Source organism: Streptomyces sp. 7R007 (assembly GCF_054850255.1).
This window is the reverse complement of record NZ_JBTWMV010000008.1, coordinates 15,093-41,324: the sequence shown is the minus strand read 5'-3', so window position 1 is coordinate 41,324 and position 26,232 is coordinate 15,093. Positions and strand designations below refer to the sequence as shown.

Here is a 26,232-nt window from a genome sequence, read left to right as displayed (position 1 = left end):
GACCAGCCACGACGTGCCCGCGGCCGGCCCGCCCCGCGCGCCCCTGCGTCGCAACACCTCACGCGCTCCCGTTGATGCGCTCGATGGCCTGGCGCGCCTGCTCCGCCGGCGGCCGCGGCGGCAGGGAGGACACCGACGCCGTCGACGTCATGGCGACCGGCTGCTCCCCCGCCGGCTTCGCGTGCGCCGCGGCCGGCCGGGTGGAGCGCAGCCGGTGGCTCACCGCCTCGTCCAGGGTCACCGGCCGCTGCATCTGCGAAGCCAGCCGCCCGGCCTCCTGGCCGAGCCGTGCCACGTCCTCCCAGGGGAGCCTGACCACGAGGGAGATCTCGGCCTCGCCGTCCGGAAGCGCGTGCATCGCGGGAGTAACTTGGTCGTTCATCGCCTGTTCCTCACGTCGTCCCCGCGACCCGCCTTCCCCGCGCCGCGGGCGGTTGACGAGTCATACGCACGCGCACGTGCCCGCGTTCACCGATTCGCCGAGCTCATCGGGGGCACTAATGAGATGTGGTCATCCCCGTCCATGACGTGAATCCGGTGCGCCGTACCCCCTGGGTGACGTACGCGCTCATCGCCGCGAACTTCTTCGTCTTCCTCTTCACGCCCGGCCTCGCCGGCTCCGTGGCGGGCGACAGCAGCCTGTCGCAGCTGTGCCATCTGCAAGCGTTCCTGGACCACTACGCGGCGGTGCCGCGGGAGTTGATCCACCATCAGATGCCGCGGCTGGTGCCCACGGGTGAGATCGGCCAGAGCGCCTCCGGCCACGTGGGCTGTGTGGTGGCCCCGCCGGGCTACGACAAGTCGCCCGCGGTGTCCGTGTTCACCGCGATGTTCCTGCACGGCGGCTGGCTGCACCTGCTGGGCAACATGCTCTTCCTGCTGATCTTCGGCAACAACGTCGAGGACCGCATGGGGCACGTGCGCTTCGCGCTGTTCTACGTCGTCTGCGGCTACGCGGCCGGCTACGGCTTCGCGCTGCTCAACGCCGACTCCGCCGACCCGCTGATCGGCGCCTCGGGTGCCATCGCGGGCGTCCTCGGCGCCTATCTCGTGCTGTATCCGAAGGCCAGGGTGTGGGTCCTCGTGCCGTTCCTGGTCTTCCTGCCGCTGAGACTGCCGGCCTGGCTGGTGCTGGGCTTCTGGTTCGTGCTGCAGGCGTTCTACTCGGCCGGCGAGGGCGTCTCCTCCGCGGGCACGGTGGCGTACGCGGCGCACGTCGTCGGCTTCCTCGCCGGCATGCTGCTGGCCTGGCCGCTCAAGCCCGGCACACCTCCGCCGCCGGAGCCGCGCGGCCTGCTGTTCGGCAGGCGGGCCCGGCCCCGGCACACCTGGTAGGTCAGCGCGCGGTCCGCGTGTGGACGTACTCGGCGAGGCGGGTGAGCGCGTCCGGGTCGGTGTTCGGCGGGACGCCGTGGCCGAGGTTGAAGACGTGGCCCTCCAGACCGGCCGCCGCGTCCAGCACCTCGCGCGTCCTGGCCTCGACGATCTCCGGGGTGGTGAACAGGACCGTCGGATCGAGGTTGCCCTGCAGCGCCTTGCCGGGGCCGACCCGGCGGGCGGCCTCGTCGAGGGGGACGCGCCAGTCGACTCCGACGACGTCCGCGCCGGCCTCGCCCATGAGCTTCAGCAGCTCGCCGGAGCCGACGCCGAAGTGGATGCGCGGCACGCCGTACCCGGCGACGGCGTCGAAGACCTTGGCCGAGGCGGGCATGACCGAGCGCCGGTAGTCGGCCGGGGCGAGCGCGCCGACCCAGGAGTCGAAGACCTGGACGGCGGAGGCGCCGGCCTCGATCTGCACCTTCAGGAAGGCGGCCGTGATGTCGGCGAGCCGGTCGAGGAGATCGGCCCACAGCTCCGGGTCGCCGTACATCATCGCCTTGGCGTTCTCGTACGTGCGCGACGGACCGCCCTCGACGAGGTAACTCGCGAGGGTGAAAGGCGCGCCGGCGAATCCGATGAGCGGGGTGGCGCCGAGTTCGCGGGTGAGCAGGCCGATCGCCTCGGTGACGTAGGAGACGTCCTCGGGGGTCAGGTCGCGCAGCTGGGCCAGGTCGGCGCGGGTGCGGATCGGGTGCGCGACGACGGGGCCGACGCCGGGCTTGATGTCGAGGTCGACGCCGATGGCCTTCAGCGGGACGACGATGTCGCTGTAGTAGATCGCCGCGTCGACGCCGTGCCGGCGCACCGGCTGGAGGGTGATCTCGGCGACGAGCTCGGGCCGCATGCAGGACTCGAGCATCGGGATGCCCTCGCGGACCTTGCGGTACTCCGGCAGCGAGCGCCCGGCCTGGCGCATGAACCACACGGGCGTGTGCGGCACCGGCTCGCGCCGGCACGCCTTCAGGAAGGCGGAGTCGTACGTCGCGGACGGCTGCGGGGTGTCAATGGCGCTCACGGGGAAAGTCTCGCACGACGCGGGATGCGACCAAGCCGCGCCCCAAGGGGTGTCTTGCCCTGCACGAAGCCCCCGTTCCCCTTAATCTTCCCCGCATGGCTGCGGCTCAGGGACGACTGTCGGACGGCGCTGACGGAATGGACGACACCAAGGAGGGGGACGGGGATGCGAGCAGTGCGGCTCCGCTGCCCTTCCGGGCTGCCGTCGAGGCGCTTCGGGCGGCGCGGCTGCGCCCGCAGATCGAGGTGGAGGCCACGCGCGCCCCGCAGCGGCTCGCCCCGTTCGCGTACGCGCTGGAGGCCACGGTCGTCGACGGCGACCAGGACCTGGCCGACGGCCGCCTGGTGCTGCTGCACGACCCGAACGGCCACGACGCCTGGCGGGGCGCCTTCCGCCTGGTGACGCTGGTGCGCGCGGAGCTGGAGCCGGAGATGGCCGCGGACCCGCTGCTGCCGGACGTGTGCTGGTCGTGGCTGACCGGCGCGCTCCAGGCGCGCGGGCTGTCGTGCGGCGAGCCCAGCGGCACGGTCACGCGGGCCAGTTCGCACTACTTCGGCGGTCTCGCAGAGCGCCCGGCCGCCTCGCAGATCGAGATCCGCGCCTCCTGGACGCCCCGCGAGGGCCTGGGCGGCGTCCCGGACACGGCGGCGCATCTGGCCTCCTGGTGCGATCTGCTGGCGCAGGTGGCCGGTCTGCCGCCGGCCGGGCCCGGCGACGCGTCGGTGGTCACGCTGCCGCAGCGGCGCGGCCCGCAGTCGCGCTAGCCGTCCGTCACCCACACGGGCTCCTGACCGTCTCCCTTGTTGACCGTCTCTTTGTCGATACGGCCACTTTCAGTCAGAGCAGCCTCTCGAACGGACCGATTCGTTCACCGAACGATCGACCGCGCGTCCGAATTGCACGGATTGTTACTCACTAAATCGTGATCTTTCTCTAAAGGACCGCAGGTTTGGTGCCGAAGACGACTTTGACCTACAAAGCCGTCCCGCACCCCAGGAGGCCTGGTGTCCGTTCTCCTTGAGCAACCCGCAAGCCTGGTCGCCTACCGTCCCAACAAGCCGACCGCCATGGTCGTCGTGGCCGACCCGCGCGTCCGCTCCACCGTCACCCGCCACCTGTGGGCGCTCGGTGTGCGCGACGTCATCGAGGCCTCCTCCATCGCCGAGGCCAGACCCCGCGTCGGCAATCCCCGAGACATCTGCGTCGCCGACGTCCACCTCCCCGACGGCTCCGGCCTCACCCTCCTGTCGGAGACCCGGGCCGCGGGCTGGCCCAACGGACTCGCCCTCTCCGCCGCCGACGACATCGGCGCCGTCCGCAACGCCCTCGCCGGCGGCGTCAAGGGCTACGTCGTCACCGGCACCCGCACCAACGTCGGGCTCCCCACCCGGCCGGGCGCCGCCCCCCTCGGCGCCGCCGCCCGTATGCACCGCCGCCCCCCGGGTGCCCCGAGCCACCCGGGCGGCTACCGCGAGCTGTCCGGCCGTGAGGTCGAGGTGTTGCGCCTGGTCGCCGAGGGCCAGTCGAACAAGGCCATCGGCGTCTCCATGGGCCTGTCCGCGCTGACCGTGAAGAGCCACCTCGCCCGCATCGCCCGCAAGCTCGGCACCGGCGACCGGGCCGGCATGGTCGCCGTGGCCCTGCGCACCGGCATCATCCACTGAATCCGCCGAGACCACCCGCACCCGCTGGATGCACCGCGTCCACTGACACCCGCCCCGCACCGACCCCTTCTCGTTCTCGCCCGCCCCGGATATTCACAGCCGTGAACAGGATCGGCCGCCGATCCCCGTTCGCCCTCCCCCCTCGTCGTGAACCGGATGTTTCACCGAGCTGACTGGTTTACGACCCCCAGGCGCCCGTCGACGGAACGTTACGTCGGCGGGCGCTGTCCATACACGGATACCCTTGACAGGTGACCGACGCCCAAGAGACCGCAGCAGACATCTCACTGCGAACCACCGGAGGCGCCCCTCCGGACGACGGCGGATCTACTGACACCGGGGCGCCGATTCCTTTGCTGGAGCCGCGCGAGGGCATTCCGCCGGTGATCGCCGACGCGGACGCGCTCGCCGAGGTGACCGCCGCGTTCGCGGCCGGTTCCGGCCCCGTCGCCGTCGACGCCGAGCGCGCCTCCGGCTACCGGTACGGCCAGCGCGCCTACCTGGTCCAGCTGCGCCGCGAGGGCGCCGGCACCGCGCTGATCGACCCCGTGGCCTGCCCCGACCTCTCCGGGCTCGGCGCGGCGCTCGCCGACACGGAGTGGGTGCTGCACGCGGCCACACAGGACCTGCCGTGCCTGCGCGAGATAGGCATGGTGCCGACGCGGCTGTTCGACACCGAGCTCGCCGGACGGCTGGCCGGGTTCCCCCGGGTCGGCCTCGGCGCCATGGTCGAGGGCGTTCTCGGCTTCGTCCTCGAGAAGGGGCACTCCGCGGTCGACTGGTCGACCCGTCCGCTGCCCGAGCCGTGGCTGCGGTACGCGGCGCTGGACGTGGAGCTCCTCGTCGACCTGCGCGACGCCCTGGAGAAGGAGCTGGACCGGCAGGGCAAGCTGGAGTGGGCGCGGCAGGAGTTCGCCGCGATCGCCGCCGCGCCGCCGGCCGAGCCGCGCAAGGACCCCTGGCGGCGGACGTCCGGGATGCACAAGGTGCGCCGGCGCCGGCAGCTCGCCGTGGTGCGGGAGCTGTGGGAGACGCGGGACCGGATCGCGCAGCGGCGGGACGTGTCGCCGGGCAAGGTGCTGTCGGACGCGGCCATCGTGGAGGCCGCGCTCGCCCTGCCGGGGAACGTGCAGGCCCTCGCCGCGCTGGGCGGGTTCGGGCACCGGATGGGGCGGCGGCAGCTGGAGCAGTGGCAGGCCGCCGTCGACCGGGCGAAGGCGCTGAGCGACGCGCAGCTGCCGGCGCCGGGGCAGCCCGTCACCGGGCCCCCGCCGCCGCGCGCCTGGGCCGACAAGGACCCGGCGGCGGCCGCGCGGCTGTCGGCGGCGCGGGCCGGGGTGTCCGCTCTCGCCGAGCGGCTCAACATGCCCCAGGAGAACCTGATCACGCCGGACACCGTGCGGCGGGTGTGCTGGGAGCCGCCGAAGGTGGTGGACGCCGAGTCGGTGGGGGCCGCGCTGGCGGGCTACGGTGCGCGGCCCTGGCAGGTCGAGCAGGTGACGCCCGTACTGGTGGCGGCCCTGTCCGCGTGAGCGCGGCCACGGCCGGTCATCTGGTCGCTCCCCTGGTGAAACCGTTGTAGATGTAGCGCTGCAGGCACAGGAAGACGATCAGGGTCGGGAGGATCACCAGGATCGCTCCCGCCGAGATCGTCTCCCAGTGCGCGCCGAACGGTCCCTTGAAGCGGAACAGGGACGTCGAGATCACGCCAAGATCCTGGGACGGCATATAGAGGAAGGGGATGTAGAAGTCGTTGTAGACGGCTATCCCCTTCACGATGACCACGGTGGCGATCGCCGGCTTCAGGAGCGGAAAGATGATCTTCCAGTAGATCGTGAAGGCGTTCGCGCCGTCGATGCGGGCCGCCTCGTCCAGCGAGGTCGGGATCGAGCGCACGAACTGCAGGAAGATGTAGATCGAGACGATGTCCGTGCCCGTGTAGAGGGCGATCGGGGCCCAGCGGGTGTCGAACATGCCGAAGCTGTTGACGATCTGGAAGGTCGCCACCTGGGTGGTCACGCCGGGGACGAGGGCGGCGACCAGGAACAGGCCGAGCACCAGTCCGCGGAAACGGAAGGTGAAACGGTCGATCGCGTACGCGGTCATCGAACCGATCAGCACCGTGCCGGCGACCGAGACGACCAGGATGAACGCCGTGTTGCCGAAGGCCGAGAGCATCCGGCCGTCCTGGAACGCGGTCACGTAGTTGTGGACGTTGAGCAGGTCGTGCGGGAGGGTGAGCGCCCCGGTGTCGTCGGCGGTCTCCCGTTCGGTCTTCAGAGACGTCAGCAGGACGACGACCAGGGGCAGCAGGACCACGACGCTCGCCGCGATCAGGGAGAGGTAGACGAGGGTTCGGGTCACGACGCGGCGTGTCATACGAGGTCCACCCTGTCGTCGGGGACCAGCCGGCGCTGGATCCAGGTCACCAGGAGGATGATCAGGAGCAGGACGACGGCGGCCGCGGAGGCCAGGCCCGTCTTGTTGAACTGGAAGGCCAGCTTCACCGTCTGGATCACGAACGTCTCGGTGCCGGTCGCCCCGCCGGTCATGATGTACGGGATCTCGAAGACCGACAGGGAGCCCGAGACGGAGAGGATCACCGTCAGGGACAGCACGGGCCGGATGCCCGGCGCGATGATGTGGCGGAACTGGTGCCAGCGGTTGGCGCCGTCCAGTTCGGCCGCCTCGTACAACTCCCCCGGGATGGACTGGATCGCCCCGAGGAACAGCACGAAGTTCAGGCCCGTGTAGCGCCAGACGGAGACGCCGGCCAGGGAGGTGTTGGCGGAGACCGGGGTGCCCAGCCAGGCGTGGTCGGCGTGGTAGCCGAAGAGGGCGAGGACCGAGTCGAGGGTGCCGCCGTCCTGGAAGAAGTACAGGAACACGAAACCGATCGCCACCCCGTTGATCAGGTACGGGAAGAACAGCACGCCCTTGAAGAAGTTCCGGAAGCGGACGTCGAAGCTGAGGATCGTGGCGAAGTACAGCGCGGCGACGATCTGGACCACGGAGGCGGCCAGGTAGTAACCGCTGACCCAGAACACCTCGAACAGGTCGGGGCGGGTGAACAGTTCGGTGTAGTTGCCGACGCCCGTGTAGTGCAGTTCGGGGCTCAGGCCGTCCCAGTCGGTGAAGCTGTACGCCAGCATGTTGACGATCGGCGCGTAGGTGAAGGTGACCAGCAGGGCGAGGGGGGCGAGGAGGAACAGCCAGGGGGTCAGGCCCCGCCCCACGCGGGTGCCGCGTGGGGCGGGGGCCGGGAGCGGTGCGGCGGGCGGCGCCGTGGCGGCCCGTCCGGTCGCCTGGTGGGTGGTGTCCGTCATCAGGACCCCGCGGTCTTCTCGGCCGCCGTCCACTTCTCGCTGAGGCCGGCGAAGAAGCCGTCCAGGTCGCCCTTGCGGGCGCCGCGCGCGAGGTCGACCAGGTCCTGGCGGTAGTCGGGCTTGTTGATGCCGACCTCGGACTGGTCGTCGATCGCCTTGACCTCGGCTCCCTTGGTGTCGTCGAGCTCGATGAACGTGACGCCCGCCTCCTGGTACGGCTTCAGCACCTCGGGCAGCGGCGCGTTCTTCAGCGGCGAGATGGCCAGGTTGTCCTTGTCGTAGCCGGACTTGTCGGTGAACCAGTCGATCCAGGCGCGGGCCGCCGCCTTGTGCGCGGAGTGGACGTTGACCGCCTGGTTGTAGTCGGGGCCGACGACCGCGCAGAACTTCCCGTCCACCTGCGCCGGGAAGGGCATGAAGCCGATGTCGTCGGGGTCCACGCCGGCCTTCCTCGCCGCGTCCTGGAACTGGATGATCGCCCAGGTGCCGAGCCACTGTGTGGCGATCTTCCCCTTCGCCAACTGCGGCTTGGACAGCTCCCAGTTGGTGGTTGTCGGGTCCTTCTCCGCCAGGCCCTGGTGGACGATGTCGTACAGCAGGGTGTCGCCGACACGCAGGTCGCTGCCCTTGGCCCAGGGATCGCCCTCGGCCAGCCTGGTGGTGGCCTGGGTGTCACAGCCGACCGAGCCGTTGACGGACGTCCAGGAGGTCAGCGGCCACTGGGCGGCGAAGTTCGTGTAGTACGGCACCGCGTCCGTCTTCGACTTGATGGCCTTGAGGTCGGCGAGGAACTCGGCCGGTGTGGTGGGCCACTGGGTGACACCGGCTTCCCGCCAGACCCTCTTGTTGTAGACGAAGCCGGGGCTCACGCCGATCGGGCTCTGCCCGTAGACCTTGCCGTCGACGGTGGTGAAGTCGGTGAACCGGTACTTCTTGCCGCGTTCCGCCCGGGTGCCCAGGGACGCGAAGAACCTGGGGTAGTCGCTCTTCTTGACCACGCCCGGGATCATCAGGACGTCGCCGTAGTTCTCCGTGTTCATCCGGATCTTGACGTCGGCCTCGTAGTCGGTGAGGGCCTCGAACTCGACCTTGACCTTCGGGTACGTCTTGTTGAACTCGGCGGCGTACTTCTTCATCGTGCCGTCCTGCACCAGATCCGTGCGCTGGGTGAGGACCTTGATGGTGCCGGTCACCTTCGACGGGTCGCCGGGCGCGTTCGCCTCCGCGCCCTTCGACGTGGCGCCGGTGCCGGTGCAGGCGGTGAGGACGAGAGCGGCTCCGGCCGCGACGGCCAGGACTGTACGGCGGGACATGTGCATCAGCTCCGTTCATGGTGGGCGTTCATGGGACGGACGAGCACGAGCGGGTTGGCTGGTTCGGTACTCTGACAACGTTTTCTTAACCGGTAAAGTCCCTATTCCGCCAAGGCTGGAGAAAAGTTTTCGCTCACACGACTGAAACGGTTTAGAGGAGTGTGCATGCTGGAGGCGACACCGCTCACCGAGGGATGGGTCCTGCTGCACGAGGGCGCCGCGCTCGCGGCCACCGTGCCGGGCTGTGTGCACACCGACCTGCTGGCGGCGGGGGTGATCCCGGACCCCTTTCTCGGCCGGAACGAGACCGAGGTGGCGTGGGTGGGGCGGCGGGAGTGGACGTACGAGACCGACCTCGCCGCCGCGTCGGGGCACGAACAGACCGACCTCGTCTTCGACGGGCTGGACACCGTCGCCGAGGTCTCGCTCGACGGCCGGCTCCTCGGCCGGACCAGGAACATGCACCGCTCCCACCGCTTCGACGTGACCGGCCTGGCGGGGCGGCTGTCGGTGCGGTTCGTCTCCGCGTACGCCGAGGCCGAGGCGGTGCGCGGGCGGGTGGGCGACCGGCCGGCCGCCTATGCCGAGCCGTACCACTTCGTGCGCAAGATGGCCTGCTCCTTCGGCTGGGACTGGGGACCCACCCTGGTGACGGCCGGAATCTGGCGCCCGGTGCGGCTGGAGCACTGGTCGACGGCGCGAATCGCCCGCGTGCGTCCCCTGGTGACCGTCGACGAGGGCGCCGGACAGGTCGAGTTGGCGGTGGACGTCGAACGCACCCGGGTCGAGGCGCCGCTCACCGTGGAGGCCACCGTGGGCGGGGTGGGGGCGCGCGCCGAGATCGACGGAACCGCCGGGGCGGTACGGCTGCGGGTGCCGGACGTGCGGCTGTGGTGGCCCCGGGGCTACGGTGAACAGCCCCTGTACGAGGTCGAGTTGAGGCTGCTGCACGGCGAGGAGACGCTGGACGTGTGGCGGCGGCGGATCGGTTTCCGCACCGTCCGGCTGGACACGTCGGCGGACGCGCACGGCAGCGGTTTCACCCTGGTCGTCAACGGCGAGCGGCTCTTCGCGCGGGGCGTCAACTGGATCCCGGACGACGTGTTCCCGTCCCGGATCTCCCGTCGGCGCTACCGGCAGCGGCTCGGGCAGGCGGCGGACGCGGGCGTGGACCTGGTGCGCGTGTGGGGCGGGGGCGTCTACGAGAGCGAGGACTTCTACGACGCCTGCGACGAACTGGGGCTGCTGGTCTGGCAGGACTTCCCGTTCGCGTGCGCGGCCTACCCCGAGGAGCAGCCGCTGCGCGGGGAGGTGGAGGCCGAGGCCCGGGAGAACGTCGTACGGCTGATGCCGCATCCCTCGCTCGTGCTGTGGAACGGCAACAACGAGAACCTGTGGGGGTTCCGGGACTGGGGCTGGGAGGAGCGGCTGGCCGGGGACTCCTGGGGCGAGGGGTACTACCTCGGGCTGCTGCCGCGGGTGGTGGCGGAGCTGGATCCGACGCGGCCGTACACGGCGGGCAGCCCGTGGTCCGGGTCGTGGGCGCATCACCCGAACGATCCGGCGCACGGCACGCACCACTCCTGGGAGGTGTGGAACCGGGCGGACTACGCCGAGTACCGGCGTGAAGTCCCGCGGTTCGTGGCCGAGTTCGGCTGGCAGGCGCCGCCCGCGTACGCCACGCTGCGGCGGGCGCTGCCGGGCGAGGAACTCGCCGCCGACTCCCCCGGCATGCTGCACCACCAGAAGGCCGACGACGGCAACGGCAAGCTGCGGCGCGGTCTGGAGCGCCATTTCGCCGTCCCCGAGGACGACTTCGACCGCTGGCACTATCTGACGCAGGTCAACCAGGCGCGGGCGGTGGCGGCCGGCGTCGAACACTGGCGCGCGCACTGGCCGGTGTGCGCGGGCACGGTCGTCTGGCAGCTCAACGACTGCTGGCCGGTGACGTCCTGGGCGGCGGTGGACGGGGACGGGCGCGAGAAGCCGCTCTACCACGAGCTGCGGCGGCTGTACGCGGACCGGTTGCCGACCCTTCGAGTGCGCGCCGAGGGGCTGGTGTTGGCGCTCGTCAACCAGGGGGCCGAGGCGTGGGCGGGCACGGTGGTGCTGCGGCGGATGTCGGTCGAGGGCGCCGTGGCCGGTGAGGCGAGGGTGCCGTTCGCGGCGGGACGGCGTGCCGTGGGCGAGGTGCCCGTTCCCCGCGAGCTGACGCCCGTCGGACCCAAGGAGTTCCTGGTGGCGGACGCGGACGGGCTGCGGGCGCTGCACTTCCCGGTGCCGGACCGCGAGGTGCCGTATCCGCGGCCGGAGTTCGACGTCTCGGTGGCGCCGGGCGCGGTCACGGTGACGGCCCGCACCCTCGTACGGGATCTGCTGCTGCAGGCCGACCGGCTGCACCCGCTGGCGCGGGCCGACCGGGGGCTGGTGACGCTGCTGCCCGGGGAACGGGTCACCATCGGCGTACGGGGCTGGGAGACTCCTGACCCGGATGCCGCCCGGTCCGCCCTGTACTGCCTGGAGCCCGCTTCATGACGACCTCCCGCGTCACCATCAAGGACGTCGCCGCCCGCGCCGGCGTGTCCAAGGGGGCCGTGTCGCTCGCCTTCAACCACAAGCCGGGGCTGTCGGAGGCGACCCGGGAGCGGATCTTCCAGGCGGCCCGGGAGCTGGGCTGGGCGCCGAACCTGACCGCGCGCACGCTGGCCGGGTCGCGGGTGGACGTGGTGGGGCTGGCGATCTGCCGGCCGGCGCGGCTGCTCGGGCTCGAGCCGTTCTACATGGAGTTCGTCTCGGGCGTGGAGAGCGTGCTGACCGAGCGGTCCTGCTCGCTGCTGCTGCGGCTGGTGCGGAACGTGGAGGAGGAGGCCGGGCTCCAGGAGGCGTGGTGGCGGGGGCGGCGGATCGGGGGCTCGATCCTGGTCGACTTCCGGCTGGACGATCCGCGGGTGGAGGCGGTGCGGCGGCTGGGGATGCCGGTGGTGGCGGTGGGGCACCCCTCGCTCACGGGCGGGCTGACGTCCGTGTGGACGGACGACGCGAGCGCCGTCACGGAGGCGGTGCGGTACCTCGCCGCTCTGGGGCACCGGCGGATCGCGCGGGTCGGCGGGGCGGCGGCGCTCGGGCACACGGCGACGCGGACGGCCGCGTTCGACGAGGCGGCGCGGGTGCTGGAGCTGGCCGGGGCGTGGCAGCTGACCACCGACTACTCCGGGGAGGCGGGGGCGCGGGCCACCCGCTCGCTGCTCAGCGCCTCGGAGCCGGACCGGCCGACGGCGATCGTCTACGACAACGACATCATGGCGGTGGCCGGGCTGTCGGTGGCCGCGGAGATGGGGCTGTCGGTGCCGGGGGACGTGTCGCTGCTGGCCTGGGACGACTCGCAGTTGTGCCGGCTGACGCATCCGACCCTGTCCGCGATGAGTCACGACGTGCACGCGTTCGGCGCGGACGCGGCCCGGACGCTGTTCCAGGTGATCCTGGGAGAGCGGCCCGCCTCCCATCCGGTGCCCACGCCGGTCCTCACTCCGCGCGGCTCGACGGCCCCTCCCCGGGTGTGACCTTCGCCGCTCCCGCCTCCAGGACTGGGCAGGTACGTTACTCGTAAGTAGCATGGGCCTGAGCGCGCGCTCAGCGCGGCCGCAGCAGTGCAGATCCCGCATCTGGAGGAGAGCCATCGTGCCTCGTACCGTCAGGGACGTCGTTTTCGTCGACGGCGTCCGCACCCCGTTCGGCAAGGCGGGCCCGAAGGGCATCTACCACGAGACCCGCGCCGACGACCTCGTCGTGAAGGCGATCCGGGAGCTGCTGCGCCGCAACCCCGGCCTCGACCCGAAGAAGATCGACGAGGTCGCCATCGCCGCGACCACGCAGATCGGCGACCAGGGCCTCACCCTCGGCCGCACGGCCGGCATCCTCGCCGGGCTGCCGCAGTCGGTCCCGGGCTACTCCATCGACCGCATGTGCGCCGGTGCGCTCACGGCCGTCACCACCACCGCCGGCTCCATCGCCTTCGGCGCCTACGACGCCGTCATCGCCGGCGGTGTCGAGCACATGGGCCGCCACCCCATGGGCGAGGGCGTCGACCCGAACCCGCGGTTCGTCAGCGAGAAGCTGGTCGACGAGTCCGCCCTGTTCATGGGCATGACCGCGGAGAACCTGCACGACCGCTACCCGCAGATCACCAAGCTGCGCGCCGACGAGTACGCCGTGCGCTCCCAGGAAAAGGCCGCCAAGGCGTACGCCAACGGCAAGATCCAGGCCGACCTGGTCCCGATCTCGGTGCGCCGCACCAACCCCGAGGCCGGCGAGACCGGCTGGGGTCTGGTCACGGCCGACGAGCCGATGCGTCCGGGCACCACCCTGGAGAACCTGGCGAACCTCAAGACGCCCTTCCGCGTGCACGGCCGGGTCACCGCGGGCAACGCGGCCGGTCTGAACGACGGCGCCACCGCCTCGATCATCGCCTCCGAGGACTTCGCCCGCGAGAACGGCCTGCCGGTCAAGATGCGCCTGGTCTCGTACGCCTTCGCCGGCGTCGAGCCCGAGGTCATGGGCTACGGCCCGATCCCGGCGACCGAGAAGGCCCTCGCCAAGGCCGGTCTGTCGATCGAGGACATCAACCTCTTCGAGATCAACGAGGCCTTCGCCGTCCAGGTCCTGGCCTTCCTCGACCACTACGGCATCGCGGACGACGACGAGCGCGTCAACCAGTACGGCGGCGCCATCGCCTTCGGCCACCCGCTCGCCTCCTCCGGCGTCCGTCTGATGACGCAGCTGGCCCGCCAGTTCGAGGACCAGCCCGAGGTCCGCTACGGCCTGACCACGATGTGCGTCGGCTTCGGCATGGGCGCGACGGTCATCTGGGAGAACCCGAACCACAAGGACGCCGGAGGCAGCAAGTGAGCACCACCGCTGAGCTTTTGAAGGGTGCGGCCGAGCTGTTCCCGGACGAGGTCGTGACGCAGGCGCACGTACGCCACCTCGACCTGCCGTCCGGCGCCGGGCGGTTCGCCCTGATCACGCTGGACAACGGTTTCGACCACACCAAGCCGACCACCTTCGGCCCGGCCTCGCTGGCGAACCTCAACACCGCGATCGACCAGGTCGAGAAGGAGGCCGCGGCCGGCGAGATCGTCGGTGTCGGCATCACCGGCAAGCCGTTCATCTTCGCCGTCGGCGCCGACCTCAAGGGCGTCGAGCTGCTGAAGGAGCACAAGGACGCGCTGGCCATCGGCAAGGGCGGCCACGAGGTCTTCAAGCGCCTCGGCGGCCTCGCCGTGCCGACCTTCGCGTACTACAACGGCGCCGCGATGGGCGGTGGCGTCGAGGTCGGTCTGCACTGCACGTACCGGACCGTCTCCAAGGCCCTGCCGGCCTTCTCGCTGCCCGAGGTCTTCCTCGGCCTGGTCCCCGGCTGGGGCGGCTGCACGCTGCTGCCGAACCTGATCGGCGCCGACAAGGCCGTCTCGGTGATCATCGAGAACAGCCTCAACCAGAACAAGCAGCTCAAGGGTCAGCAGGTCTACGACCTCGGCATCGCGGACGCGATCTTCGAGGGCGCCGACTTCCTGGAGCAGTCGCTGATCTGGACGGCGTCCGTCCTGAAGGGCGACATCGAGGTCGAGCGTCCCGTCGTCGACCGCGGCGAGGCCTGGGACCAGGCCGTCGCCAAGGGCCGCTTCATCGCCGACGGCAAGGTGCACGGCGCCGCCCCGGCCGCCTACCGCGCCCTCGACATCATCGCCGCCGCCAAGAACGGCGACCTCCAGCAGGGCTACGACGCCGAGGACAAGGCGCTCGCCGACCTGATCATGGGCGGCGAACTGCGCGCCGGGATCTACGCGTTCAACCTGGTGCAGAAGCGCGGCAAGCGTCCCGCGGGCGCCCCGGACAAGAACCTGGCGCGTCCGGTCACCAAGGTCGGCGTGGTCGGCGCGGGCCTGATGGCCTCGCAGCTGGCGCTGCTCTTCCTGCGCCGCCTGGAGGTGCCGGTCGTGCTGACCGACATCGACCAGGAGCGCGTCGACAAGGGTGTGGGCTACGTCCACGCCGAGATCGACAAGCTGCTCGGCAAGGGCCGTGTCAACCAGGACAAGGCCAACCGCCTCAAGGCCCTGGTCACCGGTGTGCTGGACAAGGCCGAGGGCTTCGCGGACGCGGACTTCGTCATCGAGGCCGTGTTCGAGGAGATCGGCGTCAAGCAGCAGGTGTTCGCGGAGGTCGAGGCGGTCGCCCCGGCGCACGCGATCCTGGCGACGAACACCTCCTCCCTCTCGGTGACGGAGATGGCGTCGAAGCTGAAGCACCCCGAGCGGGTCGTCGGCTTCCACTTCTTCAACCCGGTCGCCGTTCTGCCGCTGCTGGAGATCGTCCGCGGCGAGCAGACCGACGACGCCTCGCTCGCGACCGCCTTCGCGGTGGCCAAGAAGCTGAAGAAGACCGCGGTCCTGGTCAAGGACGCCCCGGCGTTCGTCGTCAACCGCATCCTGACCCGCTTCATGGGCGAGATCCAGAACGTCATCGACGAGGGCACCCCGGTCGAGGTCGCCGAGAAGGCGGTGGAGCCCCTGGGCCTGCCGATGTCTCCTCTCGTCCTGCTGGAGCTGGTCGGCCCGGCGATCGGCCTGCACGTCTCGGAGACCCTCAACCGGGCCTTCCCGGACCGCTTCACGGTCTCCCCGAACCTCAAGGCGGTCGTCGAGGCGGGCAAGCGCGGCTTCTACGTCTACGACAGCGGCAAGCCGGAGCTGGACCCGGAGGTCGCCGCGCTGCTCAAGCAGGGCGACACCGTCCTGACCGAGGAGCAGGTCCGCGCCCGCGTCCTGGACGCGGTGGCGCAGGAGATCGGCCTGATGCTGGACGAGGGCGTCGTCGCCGAGGCCCAGGACATCGACCTCTGCCTGATCACCGGCGCCGGCTGGCCCTTCCACCTGGGCGGCATCACGCCGTACCTGGACCGTGAGGGTGTCTCCGAGCGGGTGAACGGCAAGAAGTTCCTGGCTCCGGGCGTGGCGTCGGTCCCGGCGTAACCCGCGCACAGCCGAAGAGGGCCTCCGCCTGCCGGCGGGGGCCCTCCGTCATGCGGCCGGGCGGCCGGCGGATCTCAGCCGGCCACCGTCCACGGGCCGAACTCCTCCGAGCCGGGGGCGGCTTGGCGGGCCACCGCGAGGCGGGCGTCCGGGCCCAGGACGGCGAGGGTGGCCCGGCCCAGGGCGTCGAAGGCGGCGGCGGGGGCGCCGGCGATCGGTCCGCCGAGGCCGGTGGTCGGCAGTTCGCGCCAGGGTCCCTCGCCGGGCAGGAAGCGGTAGGCGACCCCGCCCAGGTCGCCGCGGGTGGCCACGAGTGTGCCGGTTGCGGGCGTGGGGGACGCGGCCAGCGCGATCGCGCCGTAACCGCCGGGGCCGCCGATCGGGGCGGCCGGCTGGGCCCAGCGGCCGCCGGGGGCGTCCTCCTGCGCCATGAGCAGCCGGCCGGTCTCGGGCTGCCGGTAGACGGTGGTGACCTGTCCGCCGGGCTGTACGACGGCGGCGACCGGCCCCGCGGGCACGCTGAGCCGGAACCGGGGCGCCCGGGTGAGCGGTTCGTCGAGGGAGTTCTGCGCCCAGTGGAAGACGCCCTCGCGGCTGGCGCCGAAGACCTCGACGTGCCCGTTGAGGGCGGTGACCGCGGCCAGCCCCTCCTGGAGGTCGTGCCCGCGCAAATCGGTCCACTCCCCCCAGGTGCCGTCGGTCTCCTGGATGCGGGTGTGCAGCCCCTGCCCGGCGTTGCGCACGAAGAGGTGCAGCCGTCCCCGGCCGTCCCGGGTGACGACCGGGGTGCCGAGGTGGCGGTCGCGGTGCGGGACGCCCGCGGAGGGGTTGCCGAGGCTGACCCAGCCGGGGAACACGCCGTCCGGCTCGGCCTGTTCGAGCAGGACGATCTCGCGGGCGTGCGCGTCGTCGGCGGCCAGGTGGGAGAGGCGTTCGGCGAGGACCTGCCAGCGGCCGTCCGGGGTGAGGCTCACGGCGAGGCCGGGAGCGAGGGGGCCGCCGCCGAGGAAGAAGGGGCCGCGCCACTGGTCGGAGCCGGGCTGCGCCTCCAGCCACACCGCCGCCTGCTGGTTGACCACCGCGAAGGCGGCCAGGCGGCCCCGACGGTCCGTCAGCAGCCAGTTCGCGCCCATGGGATGGCGCGGCGCGGTGCTCTGCACCCAGCCCGTGCGCCGGGCGGTGAAGGCGACGGCGTAGTCGCCGCTGCCGGCCGGGTCGCCGCTGTCGTACCCGTCGGCGGCGCCGTAGAAGTTGAGGAAGAACTCCTTCATCGACACGGCCCGCTGGCTGAGGTTGTGGGGCCAGCGTTCGTTGTAGTAGCCGCGGTAGGTCTCGACGGTGTGGGTGCCGTGCTCGGCGGGCCCGTGGTAGCGGTCCAGGGCGAGCCAGGCGAACAGCGCCGCCGCGGTGTGGTCGCAGTGGTCGGAGAGGTCGCCGTGGTCGTGGCGCTGCGGGAACCTCTCGTCGTGGACGAGCCGGTCGGGGTCGGGGTCCAGGGTGCGCACCAGCGTCGGCCGCACCAGGTCCATGATCTGCACCAGGGTGTCCACCAGCCCGGCGCGGGTGTAGGCGTACGCCTCGGCCACCAGGCCGCCGCTGGGGACCAGGGTGGGCACCTGGGCCACCTCGTCGCGCCACAGCACGTGCAGGCTGCGCGGCGGGCCCTCGGGGGTGCCGTGCTGGCGGATGTTGAGGAAGATCAGCGTCACCCAGGGCGCGTCGGCCAGCGTGTACGCCTCGGCGACGGCGCCGCCCGCGGTGGAGAGGGTGGCCGGCTTCCAGGCCGCCGTACGGTCGCCGAGGACCATGGCGGCGTACGCGGCCTTGAGGCCGTTCTGCCGGGCCCTGCCGTAGGCCTCCCGGTCCTCGGCGACCGGGCCCGGGTCGCCGGGGCGGGGGTTGCGTCCGTCGGCGTCGCCGCTGGTGAGGCAGACCGTGGTGGTGCGGGTGCCCGCCTTCAGGCCGTGGAAGACGGCTGGGTTCATGAAGTACAGGTCGTCGTCGGGGTGGGCCACGATCTGCAGCACGGAGGCCGGGCTGTTCACGATGGGTTCCTCTCTGCGGCCGTCACAGCGGCCATCCGGGCAGATAGCCCGCGTGGGCCCGCTGGTTGCGTGCCGATCCGGTCTCGAACTGGCTCGGCACCGGGAAGTAACTGGGCAGGAACGCGGCGAGGATGGCGTCCTGCTCGTCCTCGGGGACGTCCCCGTCGTGGTAGTCGTTCAGGCAGAACACGTCGTGCGGGCGCACGGTGAGGATGCGGTTGAGCCGCGGTGCGTGCTCGCTCAGGCCGACGTTGACGAAGCCGCAGGAGATGCTGCCGGGCACGCTGCGCAGGGTGTGGTAGCCGAAGTAGTGGTGCAGCGAGGAGGCGACGGAGATGTCGCCGTGGCTGCGCAGCCGGCTCGCCGCGGTGGCGGCCACGGCCTGCGGGTAGCGCTGTTCGATGTCGGCGAGGACGCTGCGCCGCAGCGGGTGCGGGGCGTGCAGGAAGGAGTGCACGAGCGTGCGCCCGAAGTCCCGCTGGATCAGCGCCCGGTTGTTCTTCGCGGCGCTGATGTTGAACTCGTCCTCGGCGGTCACCGGGGCCATCGGCACGGCGGTCGGCGACATGAAGTGCTTGGCCTGGCCGTTGCTCAGGAAGAACATGTCGGGCTGGACGGTCCGGCCGAGGAACACGTCGTCGTTGAAGTACAGGAAGTGCTCGGCGAGGCCCTCGATGTGGTGCAACTGGCTTTCGATGGCATGGGAGTTGTACGTCGGCAGCGCACCGCGCGGCCCGAAGATCTCCGTGTGGTCCACCACCCGCACGCGGGGGTGGGAGGTGTCCAGCCAGTGCGGGACCTGCCGGTCGGTGACGAGGTAGACGTTGCGGATCCAGGGGGCGTACATGTCGATCGACCGCAGGGAGTAGCGCAGTTCGTCGCGGTCGCGGAAGCGGGCCGCGCTCGTCGCCGCGTCCTCGGTCTCCAGGCCCATCGCCGCAAGGACCGCGTTCTTGCGCTCCAGCCAGTCGACGTCGGCGCCGTTGACCCAGGTGTAGACGGCGTCGACGGGGAAGTCCACGTCGCCGTGCAGCCGTTCGGCGAAGGCGCCGATCGTCGGGTAGGGCCGGCCGGCCAGGGTGAGGGTGGCGCGGTGCATGGCGGCGCCGGGGACGCGGTCGCCGATGAGGGTGCGGGCGGGAGCCTGCAAGTGGGCCTCGTCCTCCAGGTCGTTGTCCCAGAAGGCGATGGTGCAGCCGTACACCCCGCCCAGGCGCAGCAGCCGCGAGTGCGACACGACGTTCTGGTAGACCCGCACCCCCGAGACGGACTCGTCCGCGTACGGGGCGGCGAGCCCGGCGAGGACCGTCGCCGTCGTCTTCTGCGCCTCGTTGAGCACCGCGACGTACACGGCGTCGCGCGCGTACCGTTCGGCGAGGGTCTTGAAGACCTGCTCCCGGTAGACGGCGTGCACGGCGACCGAGTGCCGTACGAGATGGTCGCGTACGACGATGTAGGGGATGTCGGCCCCTTCCAGGGCGCCGGCCACCAGGGCGAGGTTCTGCTGCACGACGTCCCAGGGGGACTCCCAGTCGAGCAGCCGGCACACCTGGCCGCCGTCGGTGACGAACTCCCGTCGCTGGAGCAGCCGTTGCTCCAGGGCACGCTGGTCCTTGGTGCGCACGGTGGTGGCCGGGGCGGGGGTGGCCGCGGCCACGGTGCCGTCCGGGCCGCCGAAGTAGGCGTGCAGCGCCTGGCGTTCGGCCTTGGCGGCGGCGCGGCGGCCGCTGTCGCGTTCGGCGAGCAGCTCGTGGAAGATCCGCTCCCAGGTGGCGGTGACCACGGCGGGCGAGAACCGAGTGACGGACGCCAGCGCGGCGGCGCCCATCTTCTGCCGCAGTTCGGTGTCCTGGATGAGCAGCAGCAGGGCCGAGGCGAGGGCGTCGGTGTCGCCGGGCGGGACGAGGATGCCGGTCTGCCCGTCGATGACGACCTCGCGGGGGCCGTTGGGCGAGTCGTAGGAGACCACGGGGACGCCGGCCGCGTGGGCCTCGGCGAGGACCAGGCCGAAGGCCTCGTTGCGCGAGGTGAGCGTGGCGATGCTGGCCTTGGCCCACTCCTCGGCCAGATGCCGGGAGTTGCCGTTGAGCTGGACGCAGTCGTGCAGTCCGAGCATGTCGATCTGCCGGCGCAGGGCGCCGCTGAGGGGCCCGTCGCCGAAGATCCTCAGCTGCCAGTCGGGGTGGTAACGGGCCACGATCGCCCAGGCGTTGACCGCGTGGTCGATCTGCTTCTCGGCGACGAGCCGGCCGGCGATCACGACGGTGCGGGTCTGCAGGGTGGAGCGCGGCCGGAAGCCGCCGGGCAGCGCGTTGGGCACGACCTCCAGCCGGGGGGCGGCGTCGCCGAGGGTCTCGGCGAACCAGTCCCGGGTGCGCTCGCTGAGCACCGCGAGGGCGTCGAGCCGGGAGGCGTACCGGCGCAGCGGTTCCCCGCTGGTGCCGCGCAGTTCGGAGACCCGGTGCTCCTGGTGGACGGTGACGACGTGCGCCGGGGCGAGCTGGACGGCGAGGGCCATCAGCGCGGGGGTGGTGGTGATCAGGACGTCGGTGTCGGTGTCCTGGAGGGCGAGGCCGAGTTCCAGGTCGGACAGCCGGCTGAAGGCCGACTCCCAGGAGCGGTCGACCAGTTGGCTCGGCTGTGCGGCCAGGCCCGCCCACACCGCGTCGTCGACGGCGGTGGCGCGCAGCGGGCGGGGGGCGCGGCCGGTGAGGTCGACGAGGTAGTCGACGCGGACGCGTTCGTCGGGCGTGAAGAACTGCTCCCGCTTGCTCTTGAAGACGCTGAGCACCCGCACGTCGTGCCGGACGGCGAGCTCCGAGGCCTGGTTGTAGACGGCCCGTTCGGTGCCGCCGACCGCGTCGGCCGTGGTCAGCAGGAACGTGATCTTCATTGCTCGGTTCAGCCTGCCTCGGGCATGCGCGTGCAGGTGATGCGGAGATTGCCTGCGGGGGTGTAGCGCGGTTGGACGATCATGGGGGCGCGGCCCGGCGGGGTGACGGCCAGGGAGCGCATCGCGAAGACGCGCAGCGGGTTGCGTACGTCGTGCAGCCGGCGGCCCAGGCGCATCGACCGTCCGGCGCGGTCGACGAGGACGACGTCCCAGTGGTCGGGGCGGGCGCCGCGGGGCGGCATCCGCTCCAGCGGGACCTCCACGCGGTAGGTGCCGGCGCCGAGTGCGGTCACCGGCTGCTCGACCCGGCGTCCGGAGGCGACGAACTCCGCCCGGGGCTCCTCGGCCCGGGTGCCGAGGACGCGGAAGTCGACGGTGACGCCCGCGTGGTTGAGGTGCACCTTGGACACCTCCACGGCCGAGCGGGCCGGGGTGGTCACGACGCGGGCGCTGCCGCGCACGGAGCGGCCGAGGCGGTGGCGTTCACCGGTCACCGGGGAGGCCGTCATCGGCTTCGTCGGTCCCTCGTACGGCTTCGGCGGCTCCGGCAGCAGCAGCGACAGCGTGCGCGAGCGGCGCCCGGAGGTCAGCCGCAGCCGCAGGCGCCAGCGGCCGGGGCCGACGGGCAGGCCGCCGAGTTCGGCGCCCAGCAGGATCGCGGCGTCGACCAGCGTCTCCCCGTCCGGTCCGGCGTAGACGCGGGCCTCGCCGCGGTGCCGGCTGCGGCCGCGGCGCAGCACGATCTCCGCCCGCTCGGGCCGGCCCGCCGAGGGCGGCAGCTCGGCGTGCAGGTTGACGGTCTGGCCGTCGAGGATGGCGGCGTAGTGCAGGTGGGCGGCGCGGCCCCGGCGCAGGGGGAGGAAGAAGCCGAGCATCAGGCGGGTGCGCAGGGCGCCCAGACGGCGTCTGAGGCCCGCCCCGCCGGCCTTCGCGGCGGGGCTCTGGGAGGTACGGGTCATGAGCCGGCGCGCTCCAGCTGGGCCGCCCGCCGGCCCTCGCGCGGCGCCGGGATGCCGGTGGTCGCCTCGTAGGGGCTCGGCACCGGGAAGTAGCTCTCCAGGAAGTCGGCGACCATACGGCTCTGCGCCTCGGGGTCGGCCGCGGTGACCGTGTCGTTCATGCAGAAGGTGTCGAAGTTGCGGCGGGCCAGCAGGCTGTCGAGGCGGCGCTGGGCGAGGGCGTCGGCGAGGTCGACGTAGACGTAGCGGATGTCGCCGATCGTCGCGCGCGCCGAGTGGTAGGCGTAGTAGTGGTGCAGCGAGGAGGCGATCGGCACGTCGTGGGGCGAGCGGAAGCGGGCGTGCTGCGTCACCCAGTGCGCCTTCGCGTAGACCTGCTCGATCTCCGCCAGGACGCTGCGCCGCAGGGCGTGCGGGGTGTGCTTCATCTTCTGCGAGATGACGGTGCCGAAGCGCTGCGCGATCAGGCCGCGGCTGTTCTTGCCGGCGGCGTTGACGGGCAGGTCCGCGGTGTCGGCGTGGCCGGACGGGATCAGCGCCTTGGACTGGAAGAACTTGGTCAGCCCGTTGGGGTGGAAGAAGTGGCCGGGCTGGACGGGACGGCCGAAGAACACGTCGTCGTTGAGGTAGAGGAAGTGCTCCGAGAGGTCCGGTATGTGGTGCAACTGGCTCTCGATGGCGTGGGAGTTGAACGTCGGCAGCGCGTGCGGGTCGGAGAAGATCTCCCGGTGGTCCACGACCCGGATGCCGGGGAAGTCGGTGTTCAGCCACGCCGGCACCTGACCCGCGGTGACGAGGAAGATGTGGCGCACCCACGGGGCGTACTGGTGGATCGAGCGCAGCGAGTAGCGCAGTTCGTCGCGGCTGGTGTAGCGGGCGTCGTTGGCCGCCTGCTCGTGCAGGGCGCCGCCGCCGTCCGCGCCGAGCCGGCCGCGTGCGGCGTCGCGGCTCGCCCGCCACACCGGGTCGGAGTCGTCGACCCAGGTGTAGACGACGTCGATCGGGAAGAGGTGGTCCTCGGGCAGCGCGGCGGCGAACTCGGGCAGGGTGCGCGCATGGCCGGTGTCGTAGACGGCGGGCACCGTGCTGAAACGCTTCTGCTCCACCCAGCAGCGGCCCCGGTCCACCGGCACCTCGGTCACCACGCGGTTGGGCCGGGGCGCGATCAGCCGGCCGTCCTGCTCGGACCAGAACTCCAGGTCGCAGCCGGACTCGCGGCCGAAGACCAGGTTGCCGGTGGGATCGCAGACGTTCCACGCCACCCGCAGCACGCGCTGGCCCCGCAGCGCACGCCAGCTCGCCGCGGCGGCGCCCGGGCGCATCGGTCCCGCGCCGGCCGTGCCGACGTATCCCGCGCCCTCCTCGCACACGGCCCGCAGCACTGACTCCGCCTCGGCCCGCAGCCGCTCCGGCACGGCGACGCACGGGGTGAGCGAGGCGGTGCCGCGGACGCAGAAGTAGTCGATGCCGGCCTCCTCCAGGACGGAGACCACGATGTGGAGGTTGCGGGCGCGGGCGGCCCAGGCGGTGGCGCCCTCCACCTCCATGGCGCGGACGTGCCTGCCGTTCGCGCGGACGACGCGCAGCTGTCCGTCGGAGGTGCCGCCGCCGCGCCGGCCGCCGCCGAGCGCGCGGACCACCACGGCGGAGCGGACGGCGTCGACGGAGGCCAGGGAGCGCTTGACGGAGGTGCGCACCGGGTGCGGAACGCGTCCCGCGATCCGGCGGCGGGCTCCCGTGGGCACCAAGGACCGATAGGTCGACACGAGTCCGCTCGCCTCGGGATTGTTGAGGCTCACCAGTACGTCTGCACCATCCAAGTCGTGGCCGGAAGCGGTTCCGGCACAGGTCCCCACCCTCACGTCAGCCCACGGTTCATCAGACGATTACCTGGGCTTTACCGATCGGACAGAATATTTACACCGGATTCTCAAGCTGTCCAGAAGTAATCGATGTAACGGCCACCGGTGTCGGGAACGCCACATCGCGGATCACCCGGCCACGCGCTCCCACTCCCCGAGCACCAGCCCCGGTTCGGGGGCCCGGCGGGCGACCCGCAGGGTGCCGTCGGGATCGACGGCGGCGACGACCACCCGGCCGCGGCCGTCGTGCGCCAGGGCCGGATCGCCCAGGCACGGGCGGCCGGTGTCCGTCCACCACAGGCCCGAGGACTCGGCCTCGGTGCCGCACAGGCCGAGCACGACGGCGCCGGACGCGCCGCGGTGGGCGACGACCGTGCAGTCGTAGCCGTCGAGCACCGTGCGCAGCACCGCGTTGGCGCCGTCGCCGGGGGCGCCGCCGAGCGGCACCGACCAGCCGCCGCGCCGGTGGCAGACCAGCCCGGAGCCGGCCGGGTCGGTCCAGAACCAGGTGAGCCGGCCGGGGGCGGTCTCCAGCGCGGCGACGGTGCCGGGCAGCGGGCCGGGCCGTACGTCGTGCGCCCGCTGCGGCACGGCGGCCGGCTCGGGCTGGACCCAGTGCAGCGCGGCGCCCCGGGCGGGCGCGAACACCTCGATACGGCCGTCGGAGAGCGCCGTCGCGGCGATCGCGTCCTGGACGTCGGCGCCCCGCAGGTCGGCCCAGGGCTCCCAGCGGCCGCCCCTGCCCTCCCGGCGCATCATCACTCCGCCGCCCGCGTTGCGCGCGAAGACGTGCACGGTGCCGGCGCCGTCCACGGCGGCCGTCGGCGGGCCGAGGCGCAGCGCCCTGTCCGGCTCCCGGTGCGGATTGCCGAGCGAGCGCCACTCGGTGACGGGCCGTCCGGTCTGGTACTGGATCGCGTGCACCACGTCCACCTGCGCCGGGCCGCCGGCGCGCGGCCGCTCGCGCCGGCCCAGGAAGTGGACGTAGGTGTCGGCGCCCTGCACCACGGCGAGGTGGGTGAGGTCCGGTACGGCGACGACGTCGGGCCCGGACCAGCCGGGGCCGCCGGGCCGCAGTTCGGTCCAGCGCAGCAGGCCGCCGGCGCAGGGGGCGTAGGCGGTGAGGCGGCCGTCCTTGCCGAGCACCAGCCAGGAGCCGGTGGCGGTCGCGGTCACGGTGTGCGTGGGTACGGCGGCGACGGTCCCGGCGGGACGGCGCGGCTGTGCGGCGCGCGCGGACCGACCCCGCATCACCATGACGGACTCCCTCGACGACTGCCCGACTCCGATGCGGGGACCTGGAATTCACAGGGGACCTGGAATTCACACATGATATGCACACCGTTTACACTCCCCGGGCTCGGATCGAGGGCCCAAGAGCCCCGCGCACGACGGAACATCAGCGGACATCACGGACATCGGACGCCGTCCGCCCGGGAGTCGTGTGATTCGGGTCACTGCCGTACAACGCCTGTCGCGTCTCACCGGTCTCTCCAGCGCCGGGCAGCGCTGGGCACGCCGACGGCGCGCGAGACCGAGCAGCCCGAGAACGACCGGAAGACGAGGACACCGAGCCGCATGACGACCCCAGCCGTCGACGACAGCCCGAGCAGATCGCGCCGCCGGTCCCCCGGCCGACCGCCCCGCAGGCGCCGGGTGCTGCGGTGGGTGCTCCTCTCGCTGGCCGTCCTCGTGGTGGCCGGCGCCGGAACCGGCTACTGGCTGTACAGCAGGCTCGACGGCAACCTCAAGGGCGTCGACATCGACAAGGCGATCGGCGACGACCGGCCCGAGAAGCTGCCGACCTCCGGGCAGAACATCCTGATCCTGGGCTCGGACTCGCGGGCCGGCGCCAACGGCGAGCTGGTGGACGACCCGGACGTCTCCGGGGCGCGTTCGGACACGGCGCTGGTGATGCACATACCCGAGGGCCGCACGAAGGCCGTCGCCGTGAGCATTCCGCGCGACACCCTCGTCACCCGGCCCGCGTGCACGAAGTCCGACGGCTCCACGGTCCCCTCCGCCAAGCGCGTGATGTTCAACTCCGTCTACTCCCAGGTGGGTCCGGCCTGTGTGGTCAAGACGGTGGAGAAGATGTCCGGGGTGCGCATGGACCACTACGTCGAGATCGACTTCGCCGGCTTCAAGGGGCTGGTGGACGCGATCGGCGGCGTGACGGTCACCGTGGACCAGGACATCCACGACAGCTCCAGCGGCCTGGACATCACCAAGGGCACGCACAAGCTGGACGGCACGCAGGCGCTGCAGTTCGTGCGCACCCGGCACGGCATCGGCGACGGCAGCGACCTGGGCCGGATCGGTCTCCAACAGCAGTTCATGCTGGCCCTGTTGAGCGAGATCAAGAAGCAGGACCTGCTGGGCAGCCCGGCCAAGGCATACCGGATCGCCGACAACCTGACCGAGGCCCTCACCACCGACTCCGGCCTCGCCTCCCTCACCAAGCTCGCGGACTTCGGCCGCAGTCTGAACGGCGTCGACCCGTCGAGCATGGAGACCATCATGCTCCCGGTCGCCTACGACAGGATCGACCCCAACCGGGTGGTGGCGGCCGAGCCCCAGGCGTCCACCCTGTGGAAGGCGATCCGCACGGACTCCACGATCCCGGAGTCGGCGAAGAAGTCCCCGGCGCACGGCGGGAGTTCCTGACCCACGCGGTGCGGCGGGTCGCTGCCCCCTCGCGGCGCGCGAGTTCCCGGTGCGTCCGGTGCGTCGCGTCGCTTTCG

The 26,232-nt window shown here is 71.9% G+C and carries 19 protein-coding genes; 9 read left to right on the top strand and 10 right to left on the bottom strand.

The window, feature by feature from the left end; all coding sequences use genetic code 11:
* Positions 1-58: 58 nt before the first annotated feature.
* Positions 59-382 carry a hypothetical protein gene (locus ACYF6T_RS12890; protein WP_461696061.1) on the bottom strand — a complete coding sequence of 108 codons (324 nt, stop codon included), beginning with the start codon at positions 380-382 and terminating at the stop codon, positions 59-61.
* Positions 383-507: 125 nt separating this feature from the next.
* On the opposite strand from ACYF6T_RS12890, the gene ACYF6T_RS12885 reads away from it, so the two are divergent.
* Positions 508-1,335 carry a rhomboid family intramembrane serine protease gene (locus ACYF6T_RS12885; RefSeq protein ID WP_461696060.1) on the top strand — a complete coding sequence of 276 codons (828 nt, stop codon included), beginning with the start codon at positions 508-510 and terminating at the stop codon, positions 1,333-1,335.
* A 1-nt stretch (position 1,336) separates the two neighbouring features.
* Here ACYF6T_RS12885 and hemE read toward each other — a convergent pair whose 3' ends face one another.
* Entirely contained in the window at positions 1,337-2,395 is a 1,059-nt protein-coding gene (gene hemE / locus ACYF6T_RS12880) for a uroporphyrinogen decarboxylase (protein WP_461696059.1), read from the bottom strand.
* A 95-nt stretch (positions 2,396-2,490) separates the two neighbouring features.
* Here hemE and ACYF6T_RS12875 point away from each other — a divergent pair, with 95 nt between their 5' ends.
* From ACYF6T_RS12875 to ACYF6T_RS12865, 3 genes are all read left to right on the top strand, one after another.
* Positions 2,491-3,159, top strand: a complete 669-nt coding sequence (locus ACYF6T_RS12875; RefSeq protein WP_461696058.1) for a DUF3000 domain-containing protein — start codon at positions 2,491-2,493, stop codon at positions 3,157-3,159.
* Positions 3,160-3,399: 240 nt separating this feature from the next.
* Complete coding sequence (locus ACYF6T_RS12870; protein ID WP_461696056.1) at positions 3,400-4,059, top strand: helix-turn-helix transcriptional regulator; 660 nt, start codon at positions 3,400-3,402, stop codon at positions 4,057-4,059.
* Positions 4,060-4,310: 251 nt separating this feature from the next.
* Positions 4,311-5,591 carry a ribonuclease D gene (locus ACYF6T_RS12865; RefSeq protein WP_461696055.1) on the top strand — a complete coding sequence of 427 codons (1,281 nt, stop codon included), beginning with the start codon at positions 4,311-4,313 and terminating at the stop codon, positions 5,589-5,591.
* A 16-nt stretch (positions 5,592-5,607) separates the two neighbouring features.
* On the opposite strand, the gene ACYF6T_RS12860 is transcribed toward ACYF6T_RS12865, so the two are convergent.
* The 3 genes from ACYF6T_RS12860 to ACYF6T_RS12850 are packed head-to-tail and all read right to left on the bottom strand — an operon-like array spanning position 5,608 to position 8,698.
* Complete coding sequence (locus tag ACYF6T_RS12860) at positions 5,608-6,438, bottom strand: carbohydrate ABC transporter permease (RefSeq protein ID WP_461696053.1); 831 nt, start codon at positions 6,436-6,438, stop codon at positions 5,608-5,610.
* A complete protein-coding gene (locus ACYF6T_RS12855) occupies positions 6,435-7,385 on the bottom strand; it encodes a carbohydrate ABC transporter permease (RefSeq protein ID WP_461696052.1) in 951 nt (316 codons plus the stop codon). Before ACYF6T_RS12855 ends, ACYF6T_RS12860 begins: the two co-directional genes overlap by 4 nt.
* Positions 7,385-8,698 (bottom strand): ABC transporter substrate-binding protein, encoded by a 1,314-nt coding sequence (locus ACYF6T_RS12850; protein ID WP_461696051.1) that lies wholly within the window; start codon positions 8,696-8,698, stop codon positions 7,385-7,387. Before ACYF6T_RS12850 ends, ACYF6T_RS12855 begins: the two co-directional genes overlap by 1 nt.
* 165 nt (positions 8,699-8,863) lie before the next feature.
* Here ACYF6T_RS12850 and ACYF6T_RS12845 point away from each other — a divergent pair, with 165 nt between their 5' ends.
* The 4 genes from ACYF6T_RS12845 (at position 8,864) to ACYF6T_RS12830 (ending at position 15,729) form a co-directional block, all read left to right on the top strand.
* A complete protein-coding gene (locus ACYF6T_RS12845) occupies positions 8,864-11,233 on the top strand; it encodes a glycoside hydrolase family 2 protein (RefSeq protein ID WP_461696050.1) in 2,370 nt (789 codons plus the stop codon).
* Positions 11,230-12,258: a LacI family DNA-binding transcriptional regulator gene (locus ACYF6T_RS12840; RefSeq protein ID WP_461696049.1), complete on the top strand. Its 1,029-nt coding sequence runs from the start codon at positions 11,230-11,232 to the stop codon at positions 12,256-12,258. The genes ACYF6T_RS12845 and ACYF6T_RS12840 overlap by 4 nt, the downstream gene beginning before the upstream one ends.
* Before the next feature lie 118 nt (positions 12,259-12,376).
* Positions 12,377-13,603 (top strand): thiolase family protein, encoded by a 1,227-nt coding sequence (locus ACYF6T_RS12835; protein ID WP_461696048.1) that lies wholly within the window; start codon positions 12,377-12,379, stop codon positions 13,601-13,603.
* A complete protein-coding gene (locus ACYF6T_RS12830; protein ID WP_461696047.1) occupies positions 13,600-15,729 on the top strand; it encodes a 3-hydroxyacyl-CoA dehydrogenase NAD-binding domain-containing protein in 2,130 nt (709 codons plus the stop codon). Before ACYF6T_RS12835 ends, ACYF6T_RS12830 begins: the two co-directional genes overlap by 4 nt.
* 74 nt (positions 15,730-15,803) lie before the next feature.
* Here ACYF6T_RS12830 and ACYF6T_RS12825 read toward each other — a convergent pair whose 3' ends face one another.
* From ACYF6T_RS12825 to ACYF6T_RS12805, 5 genes are all read right to left on the bottom strand, one after another.
* Entirely contained in the window at positions 15,804-17,774 is a 1,971-nt protein-coding gene (locus tag ACYF6T_RS12825) for a PIG-L family deacetylase (RefSeq protein WP_461696046.1), read from the bottom strand.
* Positions 17,775-17,796: 22 nt separating this feature from the next.
* A complete protein-coding gene (locus tag ACYF6T_RS12820) occupies positions 17,797-20,667 on the bottom strand; it encodes a stealth conserved region 3 domain-containing protein (RefSeq protein WP_461696045.1) in 2,871 nt (956 codons plus the stop codon).
* Between the two features lie 8 nt (positions 20,668-20,675).
* Positions 20,676-21,626 (bottom strand): hypothetical protein, encoded by a 951-nt coding sequence (locus tag ACYF6T_RS12815; protein WP_461696044.1) that lies wholly within the window; start codon positions 21,624-21,626, stop codon positions 20,676-20,678.
* Positions 21,623-23,428, bottom strand: a complete 1,806-nt coding sequence (locus ACYF6T_RS12810) for a stealth family protein (RefSeq protein WP_461696361.1) — start codon at positions 23,426-23,428, stop codon at positions 21,623-21,625. Before ACYF6T_RS12810 ends, ACYF6T_RS12815 begins: the two co-directional genes overlap by 4 nt.
* Before the next feature lie 189 nt (positions 23,429-23,617).
* Positions 23,618-24,739 carry a PLL family lectin gene (locus ACYF6T_RS12805; RefSeq protein ID WP_461696359.1) on the bottom strand — a complete coding sequence of 374 codons (1,122 nt, stop codon included), beginning with the start codon at positions 24,737-24,739 and terminating at the stop codon, positions 23,618-23,620.
* A gap of 327 nt (positions 24,740-25,066) precedes the next feature.
* Between ACYF6T_RS12805 and ACYF6T_RS12800 the strand changes: the two genes are divergently transcribed.
* Positions 25,067-26,155 (top strand): LCP family protein, encoded by a 1,089-nt coding sequence (locus ACYF6T_RS12800; RefSeq protein ID WP_461696043.1) that lies wholly within the window; start codon positions 25,067-25,069, stop codon positions 26,153-26,155.
* Positions 26,156-26,232 lie beyond the last annotated feature (77 nt).